This window comes from Sphingobium sp. FG125, assembly GCF_057809795.1.
The window spans coordinates 113,676-140,179 of sequence record NZ_JBMDKQ010000011.1; the positions used below are offsets into that span (position 1 = coordinate 113,676).

Annotated in this window: 22 protein-coding genes and 1 pseudogene; 6 read left to right on the forward strand and 17 right to left on the reverse strand. The window is 57.4% G+C overall.

The genetic code is table 11. From position 1 onward, the window contains the following. Positions 1-40: 40 nt before the first annotated feature. Together ACODSR_RS12500 and ACODSR_RS12505 are read left to right on the forward strand one after the other, a co-directional pair. The gene (locus ACODSR_RS12500; RefSeq protein ID WP_489077004.1) at positions 41-1,027 is read left to right on the forward strand and encodes a fumarylacetoacetate hydrolase family protein; all 987 of its coding nucleotides are present in this window, start codon (positions 41-43) and stop codon (positions 1,025-1,027) included. A 396-nt stretch (positions 1,028-1,423) separates the two neighbouring features. Then, a pseudogene (locus tag ACODSR_RS12505) lies at positions 1,424-1,668 on the forward strand (IS5/IS1182 family transposase); the annotation flags it as partial. A 130-nt stretch (positions 1,669-1,798) separates the two neighbouring features. Here the strand turns inward: ACODSR_RS12505 and ACODSR_RS12510 are convergent. Genes ACODSR_RS12510 through ACODSR_RS12520 form a run of 3 tightly spaced genes read right to left on the reverse strand, consistent with a single transcriptional unit; the run spans position 1,799 to position 4,212 of the window. Beyond that, entirely contained in the window at positions 1,799-2,188 is a 390-nt protein-coding gene (locus ACODSR_RS12510) for an EthD domain-containing protein (protein ID WP_489076922.1), read from the reverse strand. Positions 2,189-2,225: 37 nt separating this feature from the next. Further along, positions 2,226-3,152: a DUF6473 family protein gene (locus ACODSR_RS12515; RefSeq protein ID WP_489076924.1), complete on the reverse strand. Its 927-nt coding sequence runs from the start codon at positions 3,150-3,152 to the stop codon at positions 2,226-2,228. A 58-nt stretch (positions 3,153-3,210) separates the two neighbouring features. Continuing rightward, a complete protein-coding gene (locus ACODSR_RS12520; protein WP_489076926.1) occupies positions 3,211-4,212 on the reverse strand; it encodes a sulfotransferase family protein in 1,002 nt (333 codons plus the stop codon). Between the two features lie 475 nt (positions 4,213-4,687). Here ACODSR_RS12520 and ACODSR_RS12525 point away from each other — a divergent pair, with 475 nt between their 5' ends. Further along, complete coding sequence (locus tag ACODSR_RS12525; RefSeq protein WP_489076928.1) at positions 4,688-6,931, forward strand: TonB-dependent receptor; 2,244 nt, start codon at positions 4,688-4,690, stop codon at positions 6,929-6,931. A gap of 159 nt (positions 6,932-7,090) precedes the next feature. On the opposite strand, the gene ACODSR_RS12530 is transcribed toward ACODSR_RS12525, so the two are convergent. The 10 genes from ACODSR_RS12530 to ACODSR_RS12575 form a co-directional block, all read right to left on the reverse strand. Next, entirely contained in the window at positions 7,091-7,297 is a 207-nt protein-coding gene (locus ACODSR_RS12530; RefSeq protein WP_489076930.1) for a hypothetical protein, read from the reverse strand. Positions 7,298-7,607: 310 nt separating this feature from the next. After that, on the reverse strand, positions 7,608-8,471 hold the full coding sequence (locus ACODSR_RS12535) for an SDR family NAD(P)-dependent oxidoreductase (protein ID WP_489076932.1): 864 nt from the start codon (positions 8,469-8,471) through the stop codon (positions 7,608-7,610). A gap of 12 nt (positions 8,472-8,483) precedes the next feature. Continuing rightward, entirely contained in the window at positions 8,484-9,389 is a 906-nt protein-coding gene (locus ACODSR_RS12540; RefSeq protein WP_489076933.1) for an LLM class flavin-dependent oxidoreductase, read from the reverse strand. A gap of 174 nt (positions 9,390-9,563) precedes the next feature. Next, positions 9,564-11,801, reverse strand: coding sequence for a TonB-dependent receptor (locus ACODSR_RS12545; protein ID WP_489076935.1), 2,238 nt, complete (start codon positions 11,799-11,801; stop codon positions 9,564-9,566). Between the two features lie 158 nt (positions 11,802-11,959). Continuing rightward, positions 11,960-12,346 carry an EthD domain-containing protein gene (locus tag ACODSR_RS12550; protein ID WP_489076937.1) on the reverse strand — a complete coding sequence of 129 codons (387 nt, stop codon included), beginning with the start codon at positions 12,344-12,346 and terminating at the stop codon, positions 11,960-11,962. Between the two features lie 44 nt (positions 12,347-12,390). Further along, positions 12,391-13,341 (reverse strand): SDR family oxidoreductase, encoded by a 951-nt coding sequence (locus tag ACODSR_RS12555; RefSeq protein WP_489076939.1) that lies wholly within the window; start codon positions 13,339-13,341, stop codon positions 12,391-12,393. A 70-nt stretch (positions 13,342-13,411) separates the two neighbouring features. Beyond that, positions 13,412-15,382: an oxidoreductase gene (locus tag ACODSR_RS12560; protein ID WP_489076941.1), complete on the reverse strand. Its 1,971-nt coding sequence runs from the start codon at positions 15,380-15,382 to the stop codon at positions 13,412-13,414. Between the two features lie 78 nt (positions 15,383-15,460). After that, on the reverse strand, positions 15,461-16,213 hold the full coding sequence (locus ACODSR_RS12565) for an SDR family NAD(P)-dependent oxidoreductase (protein ID WP_489076943.1): 753 nt from the start codon (positions 16,211-16,213) through the stop codon (positions 15,461-15,463). A gap of 357 nt (positions 16,214-16,570) precedes the next feature. After that, on the reverse strand, positions 16,571-17,263 hold the full coding sequence (locus ACODSR_RS12570) for a TetR/AcrR family transcriptional regulator (protein ID WP_489076945.1): 693 nt from the start codon (positions 17,261-17,263) through the stop codon (positions 16,571-16,573). 63 nt (positions 17,264-17,326) lie between these two features. Next, positions 17,327-17,932 carry a TetR/AcrR family transcriptional regulator gene (locus tag ACODSR_RS12575; protein ID WP_224551170.1) on the reverse strand — a complete coding sequence of 202 codons (606 nt, stop codon included), beginning with the start codon at positions 17,930-17,932 and terminating at the stop codon, positions 17,327-17,329. A gap of 147 nt (positions 17,933-18,079) precedes the next feature. On the opposite strand from ACODSR_RS12575, the gene ACODSR_RS12580 reads away from it, so the two are divergent. Further along, entirely contained in the window at positions 18,080-19,378 is a 1,299-nt protein-coding gene (locus ACODSR_RS12580; protein ID WP_489076947.1) for an NtaA/DmoA family FMN-dependent monooxygenase, read from the forward strand. Positions 19,379-19,383: 5 nt separating this feature from the next. On the opposite strand, the gene ACODSR_RS12585 is transcribed toward ACODSR_RS12580, so the two are convergent. Then, positions 19,384-20,691: an MFS transporter gene (locus ACODSR_RS12585; protein WP_489076949.1), complete on the reverse strand. Its 1,308-nt coding sequence runs from the start codon at positions 20,689-20,691 to the stop codon at positions 19,384-19,386. A gap of 227 nt (positions 20,692-20,918) precedes the next feature. On the opposite strand from ACODSR_RS12585, the gene ACODSR_RS12590 reads away from it, so the two are divergent. Continuing rightward, positions 20,919-23,303, forward strand: coding sequence for a TonB-dependent receptor (locus ACODSR_RS12590; RefSeq protein WP_489076951.1), 2,385 nt, complete (start codon positions 20,919-20,921; stop codon positions 23,301-23,303). A 175-nt stretch (positions 23,304-23,478) separates the two neighbouring features. Here the strand turns inward: ACODSR_RS12590 and ACODSR_RS12595 are convergent, their stop codons facing one another. The 3 genes from ACODSR_RS12595 to ACODSR_RS12605 are packed head-to-tail and all read right to left on the reverse strand — an operon-like array spanning position 23,479 to position 25,290. Beyond that, a complete protein-coding gene (locus tag ACODSR_RS12595; RefSeq protein ID WP_489076953.1) occupies positions 23,479-23,901 on the reverse strand; it encodes a nuclear transport factor 2 family protein in 423 nt (140 codons plus the stop codon). A 55-nt stretch (positions 23,902-23,956) separates the two neighbouring features. Next, positions 23,957-24,382, reverse strand: coding sequence for an SRPBCC family protein (locus tag ACODSR_RS12600; protein ID WP_489076955.1), 426 nt, complete (start codon positions 24,380-24,382; stop codon positions 23,957-23,959). Then, positions 24,379-25,290, reverse strand: coding sequence for an LLM class flavin-dependent oxidoreductase (locus ACODSR_RS12605; RefSeq protein ID WP_489076957.1), 912 nt, complete (start codon positions 25,288-25,290; stop codon positions 24,379-24,381). Before ACODSR_RS12605 ends, ACODSR_RS12600 begins: the two co-directional genes overlap by 4 nt. Positions 25,291-25,792: 502 nt before the next feature. Here ACODSR_RS12605 and ACODSR_RS12610 point away from each other — a divergent pair. Next, entirely contained in the window at positions 25,793-26,302 is a 510-nt protein-coding gene (locus ACODSR_RS12610) for an SRPBCC family protein (RefSeq protein WP_489076959.1), read from the forward strand. The last annotated feature ends 202 nt before the right edge of the window (positions 26,303-26,504 follow it).

Below are 26,504 nucleotides of genomic sequence, written 5' to 3' on the forward strand. Positions count from 1 at the left end.
GCGCGCCTCCATTGTGAAGATATCGGAAAGGAAGCGACCCATGCGTTTCGCAACGCGCGCCAACGGCACAGCAGACGGGGAATTGTTACTCTTGTCGCAGGATGGTACGCGCTGCCTGCCGATGGGACCGCGCTGGCCCAACCTGCTGCACGCCATTGCCGATTGGGATGCGCTGCTGAATGACGCTGCAGCCCTCTCAACCACGCTGGCGGCAGGCGGCGGTGAGGATTTCGATAGCGCCACGCTCCTCGCGCCCCTGCCGCGCACCTGGCAGTGGCTAGACGGGTCGGCTTTCGCTAACCACGGCGTGCTGATGCAACGGGCGTTCAACCACCCCCCTATCGAAACCGACCTGCCCCTCATGTATCAGGGTATGAGCCACTGCTTCCTGGCCCCGCATGAAGATGTCGCCTTTCCCACCGAAGCCGACTTCATCGATTTCGAAGGGGAATTCGGCATCGTCACGGATGATGTGCCGATGGGCTGTTCGGCGGCGGATGCCATGGCGCATATCCGCCTCATCATCCTCATCAACGACTGGTCGCTGCGCGCCGTGGCACCAGCGGAAATGAAGACAGGTTTCGGCTGGATTCAGGCAAAGCCGGCCTGCAGCGCCGCGCCGATCGCGATCACGCCTGACGAGCTAGGCGACCATTGGCGCAATGGCCGGGTCTGCCTGCCACTGCGCGTGGAGCTTAATGGCCAATGGTTCGGCCATCCTTCGGGCGAGAGGATGGGCTATGGTTTCCATGAGCTCATCGCGCATGCCGCCCGCACAAGACATCTGTGCGCAGGCACCATTATAGGCTCCGGCACAGTGTCCGACGCTGATTTCAAGCAGGTGGGATCGACTTGCATTTCCGAACGGCGCGCAATTGAAATGATCGAGCATGGCAACGCGATGACGCCCTTTTTGCGCTTTGGTGATAAGGTTTGCATGCAAGCAGGGGAACCCGAAAGCATATTTGGCGAACTGAATCAAAAAGTCGTGAGATGTAATTTGGGTACTAATACCACAGTGCTGTGATTGTGACTCATCTCCCCTGCCCGGCGGGGAGGGTTGATTGGAGGCACGTGACTCCAATCAAGGGGAGGGGGAGCAAGGCGAAGCCGCGCGTCCCATACTGGCGGCAGTACACCCCCACCCAACCTCCCCCTCAAGGGGGAGGAGCCTAATGGGTCGTGATCATTGCACCTTGGTATAAACCCAATCAGCCTCTTGAAAATCTGCGCATATATTGATTCAGCTACTCTCCATTGATGTATGAGGCTATTGGGGCTGTCGCGTTCATTGTTCTGGTTGTCGGACGAAGCATGGGCTGCGATCGAGCCGCACTTGCCGACGAACCAGACTGGGGCGTGACGGGTCAATGACCGGCGGATATCTCCGGCATCATTCCCATGCTCAAGTGCGCTGGCCGCTGGCTACGATGCCAACCGCATCAGGGCCGCCTTGCGCGAGCAGGGTACGATCCAGGTGATCCCCGGACGGCGCAACCGCAAGCGTCCGATCCAGTATAACGAACGCCGCTACAAGGACCGCTGGGGGGCGAGGCTATGTTCTGCCACCTCAAGGACCTTCGACGCATCGCCACCCGTTACGACAACCGCGCCAGAAACTTCCGATCCGCCATAAGCCTCGCCGCTGCCGCGGCATTCTGGCTCTGATCGAGTCTGGACCCTAGCGCTCGCAGAATTGCTGATCCGACAGCTGCGGCACCACCTTTGGCAATGGTAGAGCCGCGGATCAGCAGCGCGTGCCGAGCGTGCGACTGCACAGGGTGCAAGGCTAGACCTTTCAACCCATGCCAGCCCGGGTAATTTCCTCGGTCACCGTTTGTCGCGAACGAGCACGATCGACGAAATTCGCTTCGTCCTCGGTCACCCACCGGGTAAATTCGGGATCGACTGCTATCCGCATCACCTCGGCCAGTGCCGCTTCATCCCTAACAGTGTAGACCGAGACCGCATCATAATCGACGCCGCCATCATCGGTGGGCGCCTGGTCGGCATCGGGGCGGCCAGCATAGAAGTTGACGGAATGTTGCGGATAATAGCGTTTTGATTCGGTGAACAAATGCCCGACCCATTTCGCTACCGCAGGAATATGGACATTCTCGTAATGCGATCGGAAATCTTCGAAGGAAATGCCTTCCTTCCGCTTCATGAACATCATCAGCTTATGCATGGCCTATACCTTCATAGAGTTGGCCGGAAACGCCGGACTATTGCTCTTGCAGCTTCAGGGCGGGCATAGCGTCCGCCAAGGCATCGGCTGCATCCTCATGCATTTCGGGCGAGGGATAATAATGGTTTGTGCTCCATTTCAGCCCCTTGGCATAATCTGCCATGCTGCCGCCGTCGACTTCCACAGGTTCGCCGGTGAAACGGCTGACGAGCGGATGATTATAATTCCGCATACTCCGGCACTCGACATAGGTGTCAAACAGCGGACGCACTTCGTCGATCGCCTTTGCATCGACGAACTGCGGAAATTTGCCAAGAATGGCCATCATATCGGATGCCGTATAATCGACCGGCTCGTTCAGATCCTTGTCGGAGAAATAGAAGAGGATCTTGGGCACCGTGATTTTTTCCGCCAGTTCTTGATAGCGCTTGATCCAGTTTCGTAGACTCTCGGAAACATATTTGGGCGCGTCCGTCCTCTCTTTGTTGAAAACATGCGTCCAGGCTTCCATCGTGGACGTCTGCCTCCCTGTCTCAAGGTCGAGCAGCGCCTCCACGAAGCCATAAGGGCCGTAGCGCGAATTGGGTTCGGTCCGTGCGGTCATGACCTGAACGACAGTGAAGCGACCGGCATTAACCAGATCGAGAAGGCCACGAGCCTGAAGATAGAAGCCGGCGCCGCCGCCGCCGACACTCAGATTAAGTACCGGAATGCCGATCCGTTCAGCCAGAATATCCCCAAAGGTGCGCTCGACGAAGATGCCGTTGGCTTGCGCACCGCCAAGGCAGGTAAAATAATTGCCGCTGGCAATGACATCTTCCGCGAGAGCGGGACCGCGAAACTTGACGCCCGGAATGCCGTCGATTTCATAATATTGATAATCGACAACCTCATGGTCGCGCTTGCTATAGTCCAGGCTCCATTCCGCAGGATGATCATCCGGCTTGAACGCATAATTTACCATGAGATATCTCCATTAGTATATTTGCGACGGCGACATATGTTCGCATGTTCAGACTTGTTCAAATATAGTCCCTGAACGCGGTCGTGTAGCGCGAAAAGATATTGGCGATCTCAGCATCGGTGCTGCCAACATCTTCCGCTGAATATTTGGCTTCGCCATGCTTGCCCTTGGGGTTATCGGCTTCCCACCCCCGGATGGCCGACAGCGCACCAGGCGAAAGATCGATACCAGCAAAATCATATACGGTGCGCGCGACCGACACGCCATCTTTGACCACGTCGCGAAATGCCAGGTCCAATACCTGAATATGGGGATTGCGCGCCCGCCAATCCATGTGCCTGTCCATCGCGCCGGAAAGATGGCCAAGCATTTTTGAGGCGAACAGGTGCCTGTTGTCGAGATCGGAAAAAATGCCCCGTGAGGCCATCACCGTGCTGGTCACCGAAGGAACACATTTGACAGGGTCCCGATGCGTGACGATGAAGCGGGGATTTTCATATCTTTCAGTCAGGAAATCTTCCTGGCCCAAGTGGTTCGGGTCCTTGAACAGCCATGGTTTTGGTGGCGACCCGTTTTGCCACTGCAGATATTTGACGACCGAAACGAGATAGTCATAGGCCGGAGTCATGTCAGCCTGCGCAATCCAGGCCGCGAAAGATGGCGCGTCATACATGCCGAAAATAGCCGGATGGCGATAGGTCGCCTCCATTAGATAACATTCCTCTTCCGGTTCTTCGGCATGCAGTGGATGCCCGACGAGCATGTCGGGCGATTGCTCATACATCCAGGCCTCATAATCCCTGACATTCTGGATGCGCTGACTGACACCGCCATCGCTGACACCCGGCACGCGGGCAAATTTCATCGTCTGCCAGAATTTGAGCGTCTGGAAGTCGCCTGTGGAGCCGAGCATGCGGTGAAGCTTGGTGCTGCCGGTGCGCGGGAGGGATAATATGATCAGCGGTGAGCGAATCTGCTCTCTCGCGATCTCAGGGTGCGCGGCCAAGTCTGCCGCAAACCAGAGGCGCTGGGTCAGCAGGTCGACGAATTTTTCGCGCAATTGCGCCCGGCAATCCTCCCGGATCGCGGATTCGCGATCGATTGCTTCGACCAGCACACAAAAACCGTCGCGAAAATCATCAGGACCAAAATCGCTCAATCCCGTCCGCGCAGACGCAATCTGTAACAATTCCGATGCTTTCATGGCATCCCTCCTGTGCAGCTTGCTACGGCACGCACAGGCCGTGCAATTTAGTTTGCGCCTACTAGACACTAGCCAACAAGCCCTCGTCAAGTTGTTACTATTTGCTCGGCTGCTCAGTGAGCGAACATCATATAAATGTTCACCCCGTGCATTTTTGTCACAATAGGCGTACATTGATCGTCACAGCATAAGCGAGCTTGAATCACGCACAATTCTTGAATAGTATATAGGTCCTTGATACCTCAGAAGGCGCCGTCCAAGGTGCACAGGGGTGAGCGGAAGATAAAATCAGTGCCATCATCAAAGTTGGCATATAATTTTAGGGGAGAGTATGATGCGGAAAATTGGACCATTATCAGTTGCGTTGAGCGCCCTGCTTGTGCCGGTCGCCCATGCACAGACGCCAACGAACCGCGCCGACCCAACGGCGGAATCGACCACCGACATTATCGTCACGGCGCAGCGGAAGTCTGAAAGCCTGCAAAACACGCCGATCGCAGTGACCGCGGTGACGGCCGATACCGTTCAGACGCTTGGCCTGACCCGTGCCGTCGATGTCGCTTCGATCACGCCCGGCGCCAATTTCACCACGGCCCAAGGCTTTTTCGCACCGCATATCCGCGGCATCGGTTCGGATTTCGTGTCAGTGGGCATCGAAACGCCCGTCGCCATTTACGAAGACGGCGCCTATCTTACGCGGACCCTGTCCGTGAATGAGATAGTCGACAATTTCGATATCGGCAGCATCCAGGTGTTGCGCGGGCCACAGGGTACGCTCTATGGCCGCAACGCCACCGGCGGCGTGATCATTATCAACAGCGCCGACCCCACAGACAAGTTCGAAGCCCGCGTGCGCGGCGAGTGGGGCAATCTGGAGCATCGCTCATTGGCCGGCATGGTCAACATGCCGCTCGGCGAAGATCTCGCCCTGCGTGTCACGGGCGGATACAAGCATGACGGCGGCTTCGTCCGCAATCTCAACACCGGTGACAAGAATGCAGGCGGATCGCGCACATATAATGTTCGCGGCAAGCTGCGCTGGCAGCCCGGCAACGCCGACATCATCCTGGGCGCGCAGTTCTACGACACCAAGGCCTATCTGGGTTCAATCGCAGCACTGGAGCGTCGCGACGATACCTGTCTCGCCTGCAACCTCGCGCCTGGGGCACTCAAGCCCAATGTCGGCTATTATGATACCGAGGGCATCACCACTATTCAGCCGTTGAGAACCAAATATTACGGCGCCAATCTGAACATGACATTCGACATGGGCAGCTTCACCCTGTCGAGCATCACGACCTTCCGTCAGCAAAAAACTGCCGACAGCGCCTCGGATCAGGATTTGACGCCGCTGCCTTTGTTCGAATTCTCAGTACCCAGTTCCGGCGGCAAATCCTATACGCAGGACCTGCAGGTATCCTCCACGCTGGATGGCCGGTTCAACTATTTGTTCGGCCTGAGCTATCTGTACGACAAGGGCTATTTTAATCCCGCGTTCCTCGGCAACTTCTTCGGGGGCAGCTTCGATCCCGATACGGCCGCTGGTTTCAAGAACACAGCGACCACCCAATCCTACGCCGCCTTCCTCGAAGGCTATTACGACCTGACCGACCAGTTGAAGGTTACCGTTGGCGGGCGTTACACCTATGAGGAACGCAGCGGGACAGGCGAAACCAACGCCGCGCTCGCCGCCGCGTTCGGCATTCCGAATGCGTTCAGCTTCAAACTGCGGACGTCACAGCGCGCGTTCACCCCGCGGTTCGTGCTGGCATGGGATAACGGGCCGACCAATGTTTATTACAGCTTCACGCGCGGCTTCAAGGCGGGCGGCTTCCCCGGACCCTATGCCGCGCCCGTCGCCCCCGTTCAGCCCGAAAAGATCTTCAGCCACGAGATCGGCATCAAGCAGTCGATGGCTGACAACCGCATTCGTGTGAACGCCGCGATCTTCTATGCCAAGAACAAGAACCAGCAGGTCCAGACGCTCGATCTGAACTCAGGCGGCACGCTCACCGGCAATGCGGGCGCGATGGAGAATTACGGTGTCGAGGTCGAGGCGCAGTTCACCCCGCTCGACGGGTTCAACCTGGGTCTGACCGGTGCGTGGCAGCATGCCCGTTACGAATCCTTCCCCAACGCGTCGCTCGTTTGCTATGATCCGACGCTGAACACCCCGACTGCCCCCGCCGCCACCATCTTCCCGTGCGCGATCGATCTGTCCGGAACCAAACCACCATTCGCGCCGACCTGGTCGGGATCGGCCAATGCCAGCTATAATTTCGCGATCGGATCATGGACCGCCCAACTATCCGGCCTGGCTACCTATCGTTCAGCAATCGACTTCCTGCCGGGCGCTGGTGGTGAACTTCGAGCAGATCGAGACAATAAGCTGATCGTTGTCAATGCGTCGGGCTATATCAGCCCTCCCGGCGAAAATCTGCGGGTGGGCTTTTTTGCCAATAACGTGTTCGACAAAAAATACCCCTCTTATGTTCAGACCGGCCAACCTTATGGCGTTTACAAGAATGTGGCGAGGCCGCGTACCTATGGCCTGCGCGTGGAATATATTTTCTAGGCATCAACACTGTCGGGATCTGATATCTCGGTAGACCTCGAACCCACGGCACCAAATGGTGCTGTGGGTTCTTTTTTTGTGATCGATAGAAATAATGTTCGGAGAAAAGTAGGCCAGAATCATGTCCGCATAGGTCGAACATGATTCTTTTCTTCGCTATCAACGCGCGATGTATTTGTGAGCAAGGGCATCAGCAGCGGAATGACAAAATCGACCTCGACCATTTTCAGGGACGATCAAGTACGGCAATATATCAACCAGCGCTGAAGCCGATGATTGTTCACCTGTTCCTTTCGCCCCGGCCGCTTCTTTGGTCACCGCAGCAAGCCACAATGCCAGCCATTCGACCATCAGGCTACCGGCCATGCGGTGCCGGTATTGCCATTTGTCGCCTAGCCCACAACGGACATTCCTCCCGTCAGGCCAGCGCCGACATATGCATGGAGCGAAAAGCCGAAAAATCGATCAACTGGACCATCCCTTCAAGCGGGGGCGCGATCTGCCGATAGTCGCTTTGGACAATCCGAGTTGCAAAGCCCCTGAACCAACGACTGCGGCAAGCGTCAAGATAACGCATTTGCACTACTCAATTGAGTTTCGGAACAGCACCCAGATTGTTGACCAGCGCTCAACATTTACCGGACCAATTCATAAAATTGGCGAAAGCACCTGTGCGTTATTCTCGCGCGGCTTGTGTTGGTGTGGTACCGAATGTCTCCGCGAACACTACATCAAGTTCCCGATCAGACATACTGGTAGCCATGGAGTAGAACTGCTCGGCATCAGGTCCGCCAAGATAGCGGGTGGCAGGCTCCTTGGCGTCCAGCGCGGTTAATATAACGTCCGCAATTTGTTCGGGCTGCGAGTAGGATTGCTCATAGCCAAAACTTACCACATGAAGGAACTGGCGATACAGAGTGCCATACTGGGCCTCCTCGTCCACCGACAGATTGGCAATGCGTTCTTCGATATCACGCAACTGGTTAAGCGTCATCGACGTTTTAACGCCGCCAGGCTGAACGAGAATAATATCTACGCCCGATCCATTCGTCTCCCGGCGCATGCAATCGGTCAAACCCTCCAACGCATATTTTGATGCGGAGTAATTCCCAAGCATTGGCATCGCAACCTTGCCGCCAATCGAACTGATCATGATCAGGCGACCTTTCGTCCGGCGCAACATAGGCATTGTGGCCTGATAGATCGCAAGGCACGCAAAACAGTTAACTTCCATGACTGTTCGGAGCTGCGATATAGCGGCAGTTTCGAGCGGACCTGCGACCGACATCCCCGCACACACGATGACCGCATCGACATCGCCGGACTTTTCAAGCACAGCAGGCATGGCAGCCAAAAGTTGTTCTGAACAACTAAGGTCGAGCAAGCTGATCGAAGCAAGCCCCGGATTCTGGTCACCTGCCAAACGCAGTTCGGCATCGTTCAGAACCGTTGCATGCACCCTATCTCCACGTCGAAGAAGCGCACCTACTGTTGCCGATCCGCTACCCCCGGCCGCGCCGATGACCAAGACTGTCTTCATGATGACGCCGTCTTACGCTAATGATAGCAGATTAGTCGTTTGCCGCAGCGCGTCCCAGTCCGCATTCACGTCCCGCTCACCGCCCACCGGGGGATGATCCGCCGCCCGGATCGGATTGATGATGATGCGCGAAGCCCCGGCAGCCGCATATTCTTCCGCCCGCGCCTTGATCATTTCAGGCGTTCCCCAAGCAATAATGGCGTCGAGCAGCCGGTCGCTGCCCCCCTGTTCGAAGTCCTCCGGTCCGAAGCCGACTTTGGTGTACGCTGCCTGATAATAAGCAAGTGGGATGTAATGCGTCATGAAGGCACGACCGACCCGATGTGCTTCGTCTGGATCCTCCGTCAAGATCACCGGGAAGTTGGCAGTGACTTCAAGGTCGGGTCCAACAAAAGCACGCGCTTGCCGTATATTCTCGACTGGCAGGATCCAGGTGAAAATTCCCTGGCCGTGCTTCATAGCGAGTTTCTGGAGTCCGGGCGCATGCGCAGCTATATGAAGCGGTGCCATCTCTTTGGGTTTAGCGTGAGCAAGTTCCGCATCGTCCATATCTTGCAGATATGCTGTCATTTTCTGTACAGGGGGCGCCCACTGCCCTTTGCGCACGCCCACTATCCATTCATTGGATGCGCCCAAGCCCATTATAAATCGTCCAGGATAATATTCCGACAAGGTCTCCCGTGCCTGTGTCGCGGCCATGGCGTCACGGCTATAAACGGTTGCAATCCCGGTCCCCACCTTCAACGTGGTGGTGTTTCCAAGAATGAAGGAGGCCGCTAGAAATGGGTCCCGGCTGAAGGAATCGAGCAGCCATACGCTTTCATAACCCAGCGCTTCCACGGAAAGGGCCAAGCGCGATAAAGCGTCTGCGTCCAGGTCATAGGCATGCTGATTGAGAAGAACACCGATACGAGCCATGATACACTCCAATAGCTTATCGTGATTTATGAGCACCTTGATCGTGCGGGATATCAGAAGGCCAGTGTTGACCAATCCAATAGTTGCGCCCGCTAAACCCTGTCTCGCAGACGTTATTGATAGGAGAAACAGGGCAGCCGAACCCGCCAAAGCAGGAACGGCTGCCCAGTCACTCTAGAAGCGGTACTCCGCGCGAACACCGTAAGACCGGGGCTTGGCCGCGTTGAAGTTCACGCCATAGGGTGCACCCGTAGTACGATTCTGGGTGTATTTCTTGTCAAATGCATTGTCGAGGTAGAAGCCCAGACGCAGTTGCTCGCCTGGAGGGCTGACATAGCCGGAAAAATTGGCAAGGACATATCCGCTCTGCCGATCATATCCCAAAGGTCCGCCGGCGCCTGGCCAGAACAGAAAGTTCGACCGATATTGGGCAACGCCCGCCAGATTGCCGGTCCAGTTCCCCAGGCCAAAACTATAGCTGGCGTTCAGCGATGCCATGAAGCGTGGCGCATGAGGCACTCGCGTGCCCGAAAGGTCCGCCGAACAGGCAAAGAGCGTCGCTCCCGGCGCATTCGGATTGGACGTGCCGGTGGGGTCAAAGCAGATTTGCGAGGCATTCGGGTAGCTTGCATATTCGGCATGGAGATAGGCAAGCGACGCGCCGACGACCACACCGGACAATGGATCGCCATTGACTTCCAACTCGGCACCATAGCCTTCGGCCGCGCCGACATTCTCGGTCTTGGTGCCCGAACCCGTGGCGTCGATGATCTGCTGCTGAAGCCCCTTATTCTTATAGTAGAAGACCGCAAGGTTGCTACGCAGCTTTCCGCCCAGGGCCGAATTCTTGATGCCGACCTCGTGATTGAACACCTTTTCCGGATCGATAGAATTGCCGGGGAACGGTGCAGGCGTAGAAAATCCGCCGGCCTTGAAGCCGCGCGTATAACTATAATAGAGATTAACCGGCCCGTTATCCCAGGCCAGCACGAACCGCGGCGTAAACGCACGAAACGACGCTCCGTCCGTGAAATTGGCAGGGGCACCGAACAATTGGAACCCGGTGCTGTTATTAACGGACAGATCGCGCTTGTCGTAGGTATAGCGCCCTCCGGCGGTCACCTTGATCTGATCGGTGATGTCGTAGGTGCCTTCGACGAAGGCCGAGATGGATTCGGTTCTTACGTCGGCGTCGTTGCGCGGATAGGACCCAGCAAATGCCACTGCGAAATCATAAGCAGCACCGGCAAGCTCGATGTTGATGAAACTTTTATCATGAAAATAGTTGACACCGAACAGGTAATTAAATCGCCCATCCAAGTTCGATGCCAGCTGAATTTCTTGCGAAAAAGCCTTACCGCCATTGCGCGGGACATTAAACAAAAAGGTGTCCGATGATACGAAATCATTGTCGGCAAACTGCTTGCTTATGTTGTTGAAGTAGGTTGTCGTACTGGTCAGGTCGAATTGATCACCCGACAGATCGACACGCAGGTCGGTGCGGAACATCCGATTATAATAAGGCCCCGTATCGGTCTGTATCGACTGATAAAATCCGGGCGGCGTTTCACCACTGGACTGGCACACATAGCAGGTCGGGGCACCCAAACCGAGCGCATCATTATAGTTGCGCGCTTTGCTGCGCTGCCATTCGACACCACCGGCGACCGTCACATTATCACTGGCATCCCACTTGAACCGACCGCGCAATGTGTAATTATTCTGCGCCGCCAGCTTCGTGCCATCGACGTTAGTGATATATCCGTCTTCTTTTTTGTAACGGCCTGCGAAGCGCACACTCAATGTGTCCGTCACCGGTATGTTCAACATGCCATCGACCTGCTTGTGATCGAAACGGCCATATTCCGCGAGGATTCGCCCTTCAAACTTGTCCGTCGGCGCGGCGCTGTTGATGCGCACGACGCCGCCGGTCGCATTTCGTCCGTACAATGTGCCTTGCGGGCCACGAAGTACCTCGATCGTGCCGGCGTCGACCAGGTCGAGCAATGAATTCACGCCGCCGGCGCGGGGAATATATGCGCCATCCATATAGATCGCGACCGGAGATTCGAGACCTGGTGTCGAATATTGGATGCCGATGCCGCGAATGAACAGTGACAGGAATCCGCTTGCTGTCGCAAAATCGGTCCCAGGCATCGCCAACTGGATATCGCGCATGTTACGCAACCCAAGCTGCGTCGCTGTCTCGAAGTTGACCGCCGTTATAGCGAGCGGCACGTCCTGAAGACGTTCGGAGCGTCGCTGCGCCGTGACGACAATGTCGCCGGACGATGGCGCAGGCTCTTCGGCCCCGACAGACGACTGGCTTTGCGCGAATACAGGCTGCGCAGCGGTAATGCCGAACAAGCCGGACACTCCGCACAGCAACGAGATTTGAAACAGTTTCTTCATAACATCCCCTTTTGCAATCGCCGCCTTATCTACGGCAATTTCTCGATCATAATTCGCTGGATAACGGGCCAAGACGTTCGACTGTCGGCGAATTGTAGTTCCTATATCCTATAAAACGACGCGATTGCTAGAGCGACTTTGTCGCATGCATCTGTTCGCTATCCGTTGATCCCCAAGCCGGTAAACTCGTCAGCCACGCCCTCGCGCGTTGCTGCGCGGTCGCAGAACCGCTCCTCATCCTCGGTGATGAGCCGCTGAAACTCGACGTCTTGACCAATCCGAACGAGTTCCGCGAGCGCCTCCTCGCTCTTGATCGTATAAACAGCGATCGCATCATAAGAGGTGCCATCATCATAGCTGGCGTCGGCATCGGGCCTGCCATGGTAGAGATTGTTCAGGTTCTGGGGATAGTAGCGCCGGAAATCTTGAATAAGATGACCTATCCGCTCACCACATAATGGAACATGAACATTTTCGTAATGATCACGAAAATCTTCAAATGACATGCCCTTTTTCTTCTTAAGAAAAACAATCATTTTCTTCATTTCGGTTCAATCCTTATCAACTCTGAAAACGGCGTAGTGGAATTTCATCCAGATACGGACCCGATCGACGCTGTGCTATCTGTGTCGGACGTCCAGTCCTGGCTTTCTGCCCATTCGCGCAAGGTGACCATCGGGACAGCCAGTTCGTTGAGGATCGGATGCATATCGACCTCAAACGGTCGATGCGGCGATTCATTGTTGAATGTGTAGAAACTGCCCATCGCCTGTGCGTAGACATCGCGCGGCATGAGATTCGATAGCCCGACTTCGCCGTGCACACGCTCGCCCCAGTCGTATGGGTCTTCATATTCGTAGGCGATCGGGCGACCGAGAACGTCGGAAAGGATATCGACAACCTCCTCGACCGCCAGGCGCTGGGGTCCACCGATGGCGATGCGCCGACCGATGAGTTCATCTTTCATAATGGCCGCCACCATGAACTGCGCGACGTCGTCCATCGCGATCCAGTTCGCGAGCAGTCCTGGGCGCTGGCAATATTTATAAAGACCGTGATCGACAAGATTGGGCTTGGCAAAACGCGTCAGCAGATTGTCCATGAAAAGAACCGGGCGGAAAATGGTGACATCAAGCTCCGCGCCCGCGATGATGTTCTCCAGCCACAGAACGCCGTCATAGAAGGGTTCGCCGCAGGGCGCGTCAGGCGCCCACATCATCGAATTGTGAATAATCCGCCGAACGCCCGCCCGACCTGCAGCCTCGACGAGGTTCTGGGCATATTGGCCCGATTTGTCACCCGCCAGCGAAGGGATGGCGCTCAGGACAGCATCCGTCCCCGCAAAAGCGGCGGCCAGGGCATCGACATCGGAAAAATCGGCGCTGACGACCTGCGTGCCCTGAAACTCATCACGCAAAAAAATGTCCGCCGTCCGCGAAATTGCGCGAGGCGTGTAGCCTTTTGCAAGAAGCTCGCGCACCTGGGCCTGACCCATTCTGCTACTGGCGCACAGCACCGCGATTATCTTTTGCTCGGTCATTCCATGTTCCTCACAATTGGGAGAGCATTCGGGCATCCCGCCCCACCGTTCCTGTCCATCGAGATCGGCGTCAGACCGCCGCGCCCGCGAGATGACCTTCGCGGATCGCCGTCTGGACATATCGCGGTGAATTGGCATCCCCCACGATATGCAGATGATCGACACGCCCCCTCAGATCGTCGTAAACTTCGCGGTTCTGGCGGTTGCTCGATACGAGAACGACCGTGTCGGCATCCAGCACCGTCCTGTCCTGGCTGCCATCTTCGAGATAGGCCGGCCCGACGATCACATGGCCGTCCTCGATCGCTATGCCACGCGTGCGGATCATGTGACGGAACGGCTTGCCCTGCATCCGTTGCAGATATGGCTCGACCATCAATGTGGGGCGTGCGAGCGGCGCGATTTCGCGCTTCGGCGTAACGTAGGTGACCGACAACCCCTGGTTGATCAGAAACTCGGCCGATCCAAGTCCCTCATAATGGCCGACATCATCGATCACGACGGCGCTTCGACCCAGATTTGACGGTGTCATCATGAAGAGTTCCGTCGAGGAGATGACGCCCTTGCGACCGACGCCACTGATCGGTTCGCCCAGATGAGAGGATTGGATTCCATCCATTCGCTCCATCGCACCAGTCGCGACGATCACCGCATCTGCGCCCACGCCCAGGACATCGTCGGCATCGGCGTAATTGCTCAATCGCACCTCGACGCCCAGCCGATAGACTTCCTCTTCCAGCCAGGTCACAATATCGACCATGTTATGGCGTGTCGGCGCTTTGGCGGCGGCGCGCAGCGATCCGCCAAGCTGTGGGCTGGCCTCCATCAATATGACTTTATGGCCACGAACTGCTGCGACACGCGCCGCCTCCAGCCCCGCAGGTCCGCCGCCGATCACCACGATAGTGCGCGGTTCGGCCACGACCTTGAGCAGATGGTCGCCACGCTCCAGTTCATGTCCGGCACCGGGATTGACCGCACATTCGATCGGCAGGCCGAAAACCTGATTGGTCACGCACGCCTGGTTGCAGCCAATGCAAGGCCGTACGCGATCCCCCTGCCCTGCAAAGCTCTTGGACACCAGTTCAGGATCGGCGATGGTCGCACGCACCAGACCGACCATGTCGGCATCGCCATCGCGAATGACCTGATCGATTTCCTCCAGCGTCCGAAACCGCCCCGTCACCAGCGTCGGCAACGTCACATTATGGGTGATGGGAATGCTCGTTGGCATTTCATAGCCGGTAGGCTCGTTCATCCCGCCGATCATTTTGTCGTTGCGGCAATAGTTGCCCATCGACACGTTGACATAGTCGATCAGACCCTGGTCCTGGAGCATCTGGGCCAGGCGCAAATTATCCTCGATACCGACGCCGCCGACGGCCAGATCCGTGCCGACCCTGACGCCGACCACGAAATCCCTGGAAACAGCATTTCGGATGGCCGTCATCATCTCCATGATGAAGCGGGTCCGGTTTTCAAAACTGCCGCCATATTCGTCTTCACGCTTGTTGGTGTTGGGCGAGAAAAACTGGGCAGGCAGATAGCCATGGGCGCAGTGGACATCGACCCCGTCCAGACCATATTGCTCCATGCGGTGCGCGCATTCCGCATAGGCGCCGACGATCTCGTCGATCATGCCTTTGGTCATTGGGACCGGCACGGTGCCTACCTCCACATTGGGGATATCGGATGCGCTCCAGGGTGGCGAGCCGTCGAGAGCCCCAAGATAATGGCCGGCATGCCAAAGCTGTTGGAAAAGCTTTGTCCCATGCGGCTTGACATGATCGACGAGCTTGCGCATCCCGCCTTCGATGTCGTGATTATAAATGTTGAGGTTCAACGGCGTGGAGGGATGGACCGAACCGACTTCGCTGATGATAAGGCCAACACCGCCGCGCGCCCGCTCTGCATGATAGGCGACCAGCGCATCGTTCATCTCGCCCCAGCCGATCCCGGTGCCATGCGCGGGCCGAAACGTCCGGTTTTTAACCTCGACATTGCCAAGCCGGATCGGCTTGTCGACATGGGTGTAAGCCATCCTCTCGTCTCCGTTCATCTGGACGACCCTGTCATGCCGGGCCGCGCCTTATAGGCGTTGGAAAAATGCGCAGCGATCCTACGCGGAAAAGCCACCGTCGATCGTCAATGTCGCGCCAGTGATGTAGGCGGCAGCGGGGCTGGCGAGAAAAGTGACCAATCCGCCTATTTCCGTGAGATCGCCAAAACGCTTCAATGGTATCCCCGCGCGGATACGTAGCTGATCCGCTTCCGGCATATTGTGCGCCATTTCCGTATTCATCATGCCGGATTCGATGATGTTGACCGTGATCCGGCGCGGTGCGAGGTCATGGGCCGCGCCACGCGTATAGCCCGCGACCGCCGCTTTCGAGCCGCAATAATCAGCCGCGGTGGCCATGCCTGCCTTGCTTCCGCTGACAGAACCAATGGTGATGATCCGGCCTTCATCTGCCATGACATGGGCCACGGCCCGGATGGTCGCGATGACGCCGAACGTGTTGACGGCCCACAATTGATCAACTTCCTGATAATCGTGGCTTTCCCCCAGGCGTTGCAGGCTCGCCAGGCCGGCATTGTTGACCAGGATATCGACCCGGCCGAATGCCTCCATAACGGAATCGACAAGCTGCCGGGCGGCTGCCGGGTCGGACTGATCCGACCGGAATGCCCTGGCCCGCGCGCCCTGCCGTTCCAGTTCGCCAATGATGCTATCCGCTTCGGCTTGCGAAGATCTGTAACTGAAAGCGACATCAGCGCCTGCCTCAGCCAAAGCTGCCACAACCGCACGGCCGATGCCGCGCGTCCCGCCTGTTATCAACGCGCACTTGCCCGACAGTTCTCGCTTGCTCATCTAAGCCATCCCATCCATCCGACCGGCTATAAATTCCACCAGTGACCAATAGCCGGACTTGCGGTTAGGTCCCCGATATGGTCGCCCAGGCAAGACAGCATTGGAATTTTCAAGGTCGTCCTTGCAATCAATGCGCAGACTTATCTGATCTGGAATTTGGGTTACCAGCCCTGCATCCTCCTCAATGTCCCAACCCCCATGAGGTTTTTAAGACATATATCCCAATGACTGATTTGCACGAGACCATGATCGAGTCAATACGCAATCCAGGATTTAGGATTTGATTCCTAATCGAGCTTCGGTTGGGGGATAGGAGGATTGCAAGGGCCGGAACGAAATCGGAGACGGCCTGTTTGCTCATACATCCAGAAATAGTAGATGGGCGGACGCTTTCAGCCCATCCTGGAATATCTTTTTGGCCAGCGCGGCATCGGGAACGCGGCTTTGATTTTTATCCTGGTCCGTGATGGCCCCGTAACATATTTCGTTGATCAGTCGTACACGGGCGTCAAACAGCGGCTGCGGTACATGGTTCGCCTTGCGCATCAATATTTGCATGACAAGAAAGGCGCTGGGGGCAAGTTCCTGGGTCCATGCCTTGCCGTCCCATTCCGAGAAGCGGTTCACGGCACGCAGGAACGCCGCAAAGCTGTGGCAGCCCTGCGTGTCGATCTCGTCAAACACCGGCTGATATGTAATTTCTATCAACGTCAGCGGATCATCCAGCAATCCGCGCACCCTGGCGTCCTCCAGCAAAAGTTTGCGCCGTTCCTCCAGCCCCGGTATGCGCGCTCGAAAGATAGCCTCGATGAGGCCGCGCCTGTCGCCAAAATGATAGCCGATAGAGGAGTTGTTGGCGGAACCGGCAGCGATGCTGATTTCCCGCAATGAAGCACCGTCTACGCCGCGCGCGCCCCATAACTGGATGGCTGCATCGATGATAGCTTCGGCAGTTCCGGTTCCCCTTGCTGGCGTGGACGGGGCCTGGGCATGTCCCGTGATCATTCGCTTGGTTTTCTTTTGTGTCATTGTTGATCGTGCTTCTTTCATCCGTGCCATCGCTCCAGTCAGCCCGCTCCATCACGCTGACCGACGCCAAACCCCTGCGCCGCTCTACCGACCGGCCCTGCCTGTGTGGCCGTCGCCGGTGGCCCATCCCTTTTTCAGCATGACGCGAAGGACATCCCGCGTGTTCGCATCAGAAGCACTGGCTCCACCTGCCCAGGCCACTGCCAGGCTGCCCAGGAAAATATCCCGTCCTGTCAAGTCGTGGCGTGCAGCGCCATCCTCTTGCGCGGCACGCAATATCCTGTCTGTCGTATCGATGACGTTCTGGCAGGTAAGGGTCAGAGGTGAATTGGCGCTCGACCAGGCCGCGCGCAGCGGTTCCGACAGGCCATCATAGACCAGCATCCAGTCGCCAAGCGCGTCGATCCACCGCTCCAATATCCGATCCGGGCGCATTTCTTCCGCCTCGATCAAGCCGCGCTCGCGCTCCAGGTCTTCATGGTGCGCGTCAAGCAAAGCGGCGAGCAACGCATTCTTGTTCGCAAAATGCCGGTAAAGCGTTCCTGGACCGACCTGCGACTGGGTGGCAATGGCGTCCATCGAAACATCCACACCCTCCTTCCTGAAAGCCTCCCGTGCGACTTCCAGAATGTGCGTCCTGTTTTCCCGCGCATCCTTGCGGGTTCGACGAGCAGCGGAAGCGTGCGGCATGACAATGCGCCCTTGTATAACGGAGATTGTCTCCGTATCTCATGTTTAACGGAGATTGTCTCCCTTTAGCAATGACCGGCTCTTGTGAAAAGGATGAGCGCTCACGGCAGCGGAAGGGCCATGATGACTAGACAGATGATAATCGGCATGCATTTCGGGAATGGCTATGGGTCGCAGCCCGGTGCGTGGCGCATGCCTGGGGTCGATCCGACCAGCTACACCAGTTTCGATAATCAGGTCCGCTATGCGCAGGCCGCAGAGCGCGGCAAGTTTCAATTCCTGTTCGTGCCTGATTTTCCGGCGCTCAAGGGCGACATAGCGACCGAAGCGCCGCAGATCACCATCGATCCGATGATGACGCTCGCTGCGGTGGCGCGCGGAACCCAGCGGATCGGGATGGTCGCAACAGGGTCTACCACCTTTAACGAACCATATAATCTCGCCCGCCAGTTCAAAGCCCTGGACCTGATGAGCCATGGCCGGGCGGGATGGAATGCCGTGCCGACCAGCGATCCCCAGATCGCGGCAAATTATGGACGGCAACTGCCGCCGCGGGGCGAGAAATATCAGCGGCTCCATGAATCCATCCAGATCGTCCAGGCGCTGTGGGGCAGTTGGGAACAGGATGCCTGGATCCATGATACAGCCTCCGGGCGGTTCGCTGACCCAGCAAAGATAAGGCCGATCAATTTGCGGGGGCGGCACGTCGGTGCCAGTGGACCGCTTCCGCTCCCGCCGTCCGAACAGGGGCAGCCAGTGATTTTCCAGGCCGGGGGCGGAGATCAGGGGCTGGAAGTTGCCGGACGTTATGCCAGTGGCGTCATCGGCGCCACCTACACGATCGAGGATGCGCGTGCCCAACGCACTGCACTCCGCAACGCCGCCGAACGCGCAGGTCGTGACCCGGACGAGATCAAATTCTTTCCCGGCCTGATGACTACGATCGCGCCCGACAGGCGGGCTGGGCTGGATCGGCGGATCGCGGTGAGCGGCCATACATTCTCCGATCGGGCCGGATACCTCGGACAGATGCTCTCGTTGCGGCTCGATGCGCATAATCTCGACGAACCGCTTTCGAAGGCCCAACTCGCCGCGGCCCGCCCGTCACCCTATGATCCTCGCTCTCGTCATGCGCTTGGCATCGCGCGTGAGGGCTGGAGCCTGCGCGACATATTGGCGCACGGCGTGATCGACTATCATCCGGTGATCGCTGGTCCGCCTGAGGACGCCGCCGACCATATGCAGGCCTGGTTCGAAGCAGAGGCGGCCGATGGCTTCTGGCTATCCCCGGACGTCTACGAGGATGGCATCGATGCGTTCGTGGATGGCGTGGTCCCGATCCTGCAGGAACGCGGACTGTTCCACCTGGACTATCAGGGAATGACCTTGCGGGATCATCTTGGCGCGCCGAGCCAATACGGTCTTGATCCACGCGTGTCCGGCTGACCGTTTCAGGCGGTCTGGGACACCGCATCTCGATATCTGCGCCGCCCCATAAGGGCTGCCGCAATGGATGCGGCCGAACAGATCAGGCATGTCAGGGAAATGCTGTAGCCCAGCCCCTTGATGCTGTCGGCAAAGACAGTGGCCGACAAGGCGCCGATGATCGACGTGCCTGCGGACAGAGAGACGATATTGTTCCAGAGTATGAAGATCGCAGAATTGATGCCGCGCAACGATGGCGGGGTGATCAGTTGCAGCGCCGCCACAAGATTGCCGAAAAAGGAGCCGAGGGCGAGCGACTGGAGCACGAGCATGGCCAGGGAAAGGGGGAGGCTGTCAACCGCGCTATAGCCGCTGGTGGCAAACGCGACGAAGGAGAAAAAGGCCACGGCGACGAGCGGGGCATCGGCCATTCCGCGACGTTGCAGCCTTTCGGCCAGCGCCACCCCGAACAAGGTGCCCAGGCTGCTGCAGCATAGATACAGGACGCCAAGAACAAACCCCGCCTTGCTGGGTGAAAAACCGAACACACGGATAAGATGGGTCGCGTACCAGACGAACCCTGCATAATAGACGATGCCCAACAGGCCCGAACATAGAAACACAGGAGCAAAGCCCCCCGCTCGCGCGCGCAGAAGCTTGAAGCCGTCCGACAGACGAGCCGGGGTGTCGGCGATCGCCGCAGTGCGTTGCGGCTCCTTTATCCCAAGCAACAGCAGGGCCACCAGGAAGCCGGGAACGCTGATGATCCAGAATGCCACCTGCCATCGTTCATATCCCGGAATGAGCGGCAGGCTGTTGACGAGGTTGATGACCGCGCCGCCAGCAACGAAGGCGGCCCCCACCCCCAGCGTTGCGGCCATCGTGAAGATGGAAAGAGCGCGCACGACCCTTTCTTTCGGGAAAGCGTCGGTAATCATCAGATAAGCCGCAGGAGACAGGATTGCCTCTCCCAGTCCAACCACAATCCGGGCGGAAAACAGCATCGGAAAACTCTGCGCCAAGCCGCACAGGATCGTACCAAAGCTCCAGAATAATATGCCGCCAATCAGCACGTTGCGGCGATTGTAACGACTGACGATGATCCCGGCCGGCAGCGTGGCTGCGCAAAATGCGAGCGAAAAGGCAGGCCCCTGGAGCAGCCCGATGCGGAAATCATCGATCTGAAGCGATGCCTTGATGGGCGCGACAAGCAGCGCGATGATCTGACGATCGAGAAAGGCGACAATGTAAGCGATGACGAGTACGCCGAGCATCTGGTATGCGAGCCGTAACGAGCGACTTGGCTGCACAATGCCGCCAGCGAAATCGTTCATCTTTCATCCTCTTTACAATGTTCGAGATCGGTCTTGGCAATCGTCGACAAGGCTGTGCCGTAGCGTAATATGAATGGAATTTTGCGTGGAAAGCCACGTCAAGAGCGTTGACCGCCCCCGGCAACAAAGCTATCCCACAAACAATCTCTAGTCTTTCGATCCTAAAGTCTAGAAGGAAAAAATGATAAAGAATGCAAACAGCATCATCTGGGAGGAGGATAGGTTAAATGTCAAAGATTCTTAGGGGCATGTGGCTCGTTTCAGCTTGCGGCAGCGCCCTCTTTGCCAGCGGCGCCGCGGCGCAGCCCACCGCTGTTGGCCCAACCGCTCCGGCCGAGGAGGACACACAACAGGCCTCGACTGGTGAGAGCGCCGATATCGTCGTTACCGCCAACCGCAGATCGCAGACATTGACGGATGTCGGCATCGCCATCAGCGTGCTCGACAGTTCCCAGCTTGAAACCCGGCAGATCTCCAACGTCGGCGATCTTGCCGCTCTGGTCCCTGGCCTGTCCATCGGCAATAGCGGCTATGCAACGCCGATCTACAGCCTGCGGGGCGTGGGCGTGAACGAGCCGACCGTCGGCGCCGGTTCCAGCGTCACCGTCTATGTTGATGAAGTGCCCCTCACCCTGCCCATCTTCACGCGCGGGGCGACGTTCGATCTGGAACGGGTCGAAGTCGTAAAAGGACCGCAAGGCACGCTCTATGGCCAGAATGCCACCGGCGGTGCCATCAACTATATTGCCGCCAAGCCGACCGATAATTTCCAGGCCGGGATCAGGGGCAGCTATGGCCGGTTCAATGCCGCGTCGCTGGAAGGCTTCGTCAGCGGCCCCTTGTCCGATACGCTCAAGGGCCGGATCGCAGCGCGCGGAGAGCGCGGCGATGGATGGCAGGAGAGCATTACGAGAGATGACAAGTTGGGCAAAGTGCGCAAGTTCGCAGGGCGCGCCATGCTCGAATGGGAGCCGGGCAGTGATTTTCGCGCGCTGCTCAATGTAAACGGCTGGCAGGACAAGTCGGACACGCAGGCGCCGCAACTCGTCAAGATCGTTCCCACCAACCCCGCAGTGCCGCCCTTTTCCTTCGTTCAGTCCGCGCCGGCCGCAACCGGCAACGCCCAGTCGGCGGATTGGGACAGGGACACCGATTTCGACCAGAATGCCTGGTTTTATCAAGGCTCGCTCCGCCTGGAATATGATGTCTCGGATGATGTGACGCTGACATCGCTGACGGCCTATTCCAAGTTCCGCAATCGATCGGTGCATGAAGCCGACGGCATCGGATATTCGCCCGCGCTGGGCAGGGATATCATCAACGGCCGCTACGATCTCGCGTCCGATGCAACCAGCTTCACGCAAGAACTGCGCCTTTCGGCCAGTTTCTCGATCATCAACTTCGTCATAGGCGCGAATTACCAGCGCGACAATGTTGATGATATTCAACGCGGTTATTTCGACGACTTCTCTGTCGTGTCGAATTTCTTTGGCGTGGATTTGAATTCAACGCGAAATCTCAATAATCAGCGCATTCGCGGCTATGGTGTGTTCGCCAATATCGAAGCTGAACTGACCGACTTTCTCACGATTTCCGGCGGATTGCGCATCAACAACGAAGAGCGGAAGTTCAAGGGATGCAGTGCTGACAGCGGCAATGGCAACGCAGCCGCCGCCTATAACGGTTTTACCAACTTTCTGCGTTCCAGTAACGGGCTGCCGCCCCTGTCGGCCTCTCAGCGCATCATGCCGGGTGGATGTATAACGTCCAATGCCGATTTCATCCCCGGGTTCAAGCTCGATCGCCTTGAACAATCGAACACCCCCTGGAACATCAACGTAAACCTCAAGCCGTTCGACCGCTCGCTGATTTACGCGCGCGTCAGCCGCGGGTTCAAGGCGGGCAACTACCCGTCCCTGAGCGCCGGCAACAATGCGTCGTTCACCCCGGTCGTGCAGGAAGACTTGCTGGCCTATGAACTGGGGTTCAAATCCAACGCGATCGACGGACTGTCCGTAGAGGGCGCAATTTTCCGTTACGACTATGCGGACAAGCAGCAGCGTGGACGCAGTAACACCGGCTTTCCGTTCGGGCTGGTGGCAACGCAGGTCAATATCCCCAAATCAAGGATCGACGGAGCGGAATTGTCGGCAGCCCTGCGTCCGGTCAAAGGGCTGACCCTGTCCGGTTCGGCGGTTTATATCGACACGAAGATCAAGGATTACATCGGCTACAGCATCGAAGGGCCGCTGGTAAACATGCAAGGCTTGCCGCTCAATTTCTCGCCAAAATGGAGCGTAAACGTCGATGCCAGCTATTCCACACCGATCACGCCCAGCTTGACCCTCTTCGGGGGCACGGGCCTCGCCTATCGCAGCAAGACGTCCGCGCAACTCGCCGCATCGTCACTCTACGATATTGACGCTTACACGCTGGTCAACGCGCAATTGGGCGTTGAAGATAGCGAAGGCCGGTGGCGGCTGTGGGCCTTTGGCAACAATATCACCGATAAATATTACTGGACCAACGTCGTGAAATTCGCCGACACGGTCACGCGCTTTACCGGCATGCCCGCAACCTACGGCATAAGCTTTTCCTACAAGTTCGACTGATACCCACGGGTAACCATCGCTCCGCTGTGCTCCTGTCGAGCACGGCGGAGTGCCAGCGGTCTGACGAAGTGGCACCATTTTGTCGGTGTCGCCTCCAAGCCTGCAAGACCCAGCCGATGATGCATATGTCCTGATCGGATCTCGCAGGCATCAATAGCTGGGAGGCTTGGCTGGACTATCCGGCGACAATATTCTCGAATGGGAATGACTTGCCGAGGATTTTGCGCTTGATCAGCCAATCGTCGCCGATTTTGACATAGTCATCGTCATATCTGACATGAAATCGGATACGCTCGCCGTTCTTCCGCATCGTCTCGACCAGACTGACGGATGTGCCGCGCGCGGTCGTCGCTGTCAGGTCCAAGATGATGTGATTGTTTATCAGATGAACAATATGGTCGACCGTGTCGCAGATCTTGGCACCATAGGCGCGTATCGCTTCGCGCCCGGTAAAAATCGCATCGTCGAAAAATGCGCTTTCGTCCAGTATCCCGTCCGGGGCAAAGATCGCCGCCCAATTATCCGGCTCGAAATTGTCGACATAATAGGCATATTTATAGTTTAATTCCTGTAGATTGAGGCGATCCTCTATACTCATCATCATGTCCTCGATGCAGATTGGGTTAGCGCGGATAGCGTTAGGTGCGCGATTTTCAGACTTGCGACGACGTCAAGGCGTCGCGAAGATGCTCGATCCGAGAGGGATAATATTGTTCCAGATAGGCATCGAGCGCCGCCGCATCTTCTCGTGCCGGATCGACGCCGGATGTCCAGTTCAACGCCGTCCGGCCTTCGCCATCCGCTAACAGGGCAATCGCGCCCTTCAGGCCGATGGAGGACGGCTTGTCACTGTCGATGATCGCGTAATGCAGGACATGCCTGTCGTGATCCAACCGGTCGAGCCGTTCTGCGGCCCAGGAATCGGCGAAGTACACGGTGCGAATTGCGCCCTCTCCTTCGCCTTGCGTCTCACAGCGCTGAACTAGCGGATGCCAGCGTTTGAGATTGGCAAAGTCCGAGATCATGGCCCATGTGTCGGGCAGAGGCGCATCGATCACTGCATCTATCGAAATCGTCATGGGGTTGCTCCATCATAAAGCCAAGGCCCGATCGCATGGGCAATTTTCCCGATCGCGGCCTTTACGGCCTCCGGGCGCCGACAATTGAGCGCAAAGATCATGTCGGTCGCGCCTGCGGATCGGTAAGCGTCAACAGCGGTCCGCACGTCGTCGGCGCGATCCACGTCGATCGCCGCCTTGCGTTCGCCTTCGGTGCCGCCTTCTCCGTCGAATGCGACGTTGAGGCGCATGCTCGCCGCTATCTCCCTCGGATCGCGCCCTATCGCAATCGCGTAAGCGGCGATTTGCTGGTACATCGACTGGAATTCGTCGGGCGCTACCGCGACCGCCTGCCACCCTCGTCCGATACGGGCTGTCCGTCGCAAGGCGGCGGGACTGATCCCGCCTACCCAGATGGGAATCGTGGCCCCGTAGGGCTTGGGCGAGCTATGGATGTCGGAAAATGACCACGCCGTTCCTTGGTGATCGGTTGGTCCTTCGGACCAAAGCGCCTGGATGATGGCGATAGCCTCGTCGGTCCGTGCGCCACGCTCTTTCCATGGAATCCCCACCGCCTCGAATTCTTCGGGCACATTGCCGATGCCCGCGCCCAAAATGGCGCGGCCCTTCGACAGATGATCCAGGGTGGCGAAATATTTGGCGATGAAGAAGGGGCTGTGAAACGGCAGGACCAGCACCGATGTGCCAAGCTGGACCCGCTTGGTCGTAACGGCCAGGGCCGACAGGATGGACAAGGGACTATAATAGGGCGCGTCGCCGATACGATCCCGCACATAGCTGACATTGACCAGATGTTCGGACGTCCAGACCGAGTGGAAGCCGCACTGGTCGGCAAGGATGCCGATGCTGACCAGCTCGCTCACATCGGCGATGCCCCAGTTATTGGGAAGGGACAGGCCGATCCTCACCGCCCGGCAACTATTTTGGCGACTGCTACCGCGCCGCAGCCTCGTGCCGGACGCAATGGCGAACAACCTTGGGGCAACAGCAGCAGGACGGTTGACTGACGGCGCTGCATCTTTCTCGTTTCCGATTAGGGTGCATATACTATCGGCACCGGTCATGGTGTCAAGCGCGATGCCGTGAATGGCACCGCCGATATATTCATACACGCTGCCACGACCTGTTGACTCAAATAGGATATTTATACTATTGCCTTGGTTTAACAGGGAGGTGCGTTGGGAACTAGGTCATGACGGCATTTTCGCGGCGCGGAGAGCCTGTTTTTGGCTCAGTCCGAGAGTGCGCCACGCCGACCAGAGCGTGCGCCGCACAACTCGCCGGGAGCGCACAAAATGGCCTCGTGACCGCACGCTAACGCACGGCCCCTGATTGTAACACAGATGTTATGGCTCCAGACGCAATGGCAAACAGGCCATGATCGTCAGCCCGCAAATTGGAGAGATGCTTGTGACAAAGGTGCATAGAGTTACCGGGTTTCACCAGGGAAGGATTGACGCGGATATCGAGGATATCTGGGCGCTGGTGACCGACTGGGGCAGCCTGGCCTGGTTCGATGATGGCAGCAATTCGGACGGGCTGAAGCTGGTGGACAGCTGGCTGGAAGGCGAGCCGGGCGTTGTCCCTCGCACGCGCGTGATGGCGCGGGGCGAAGGTGCCGTTCAGAGCGGCGCGCCGGAACATAATCGCGAAGTGCTGCTGGTCGAAGATAAGGTAGCGCACCGCCTCTATTATGACGCGTCGGACGGTTTTGTGCCGGGCATTCGTAACTATATCGCCAGCTGGAGCTTCGACGCACTGGACGATGGCGGCTGCATGATGACGATTTCGTCGAATTTCGATTGCGTCCCGGCAGAGACCGGCGAACAGAATGCGGAAATGCTGCACACCGTTTACATCGCTATCGTTAACAGCATTCATAAGCATTTTGCCAATGCGAAGGCAATGGCACCGCAATAACGGCATTGAACGCGCACAAGGATAACGCGCGGCCATGCATATGGACGTCGATTGACCAAATGGCATGCCAAACGATCAAATATTGATCCCGGCGGAAAAAACGTTTCAGCCTTAAGGCGGAAAAATTTCATAATGGATCAACCGCACCGGGCCGACCAATATAATGGGTACGCCATAACGGTTGCGTGTGAAAAGGGGAGGA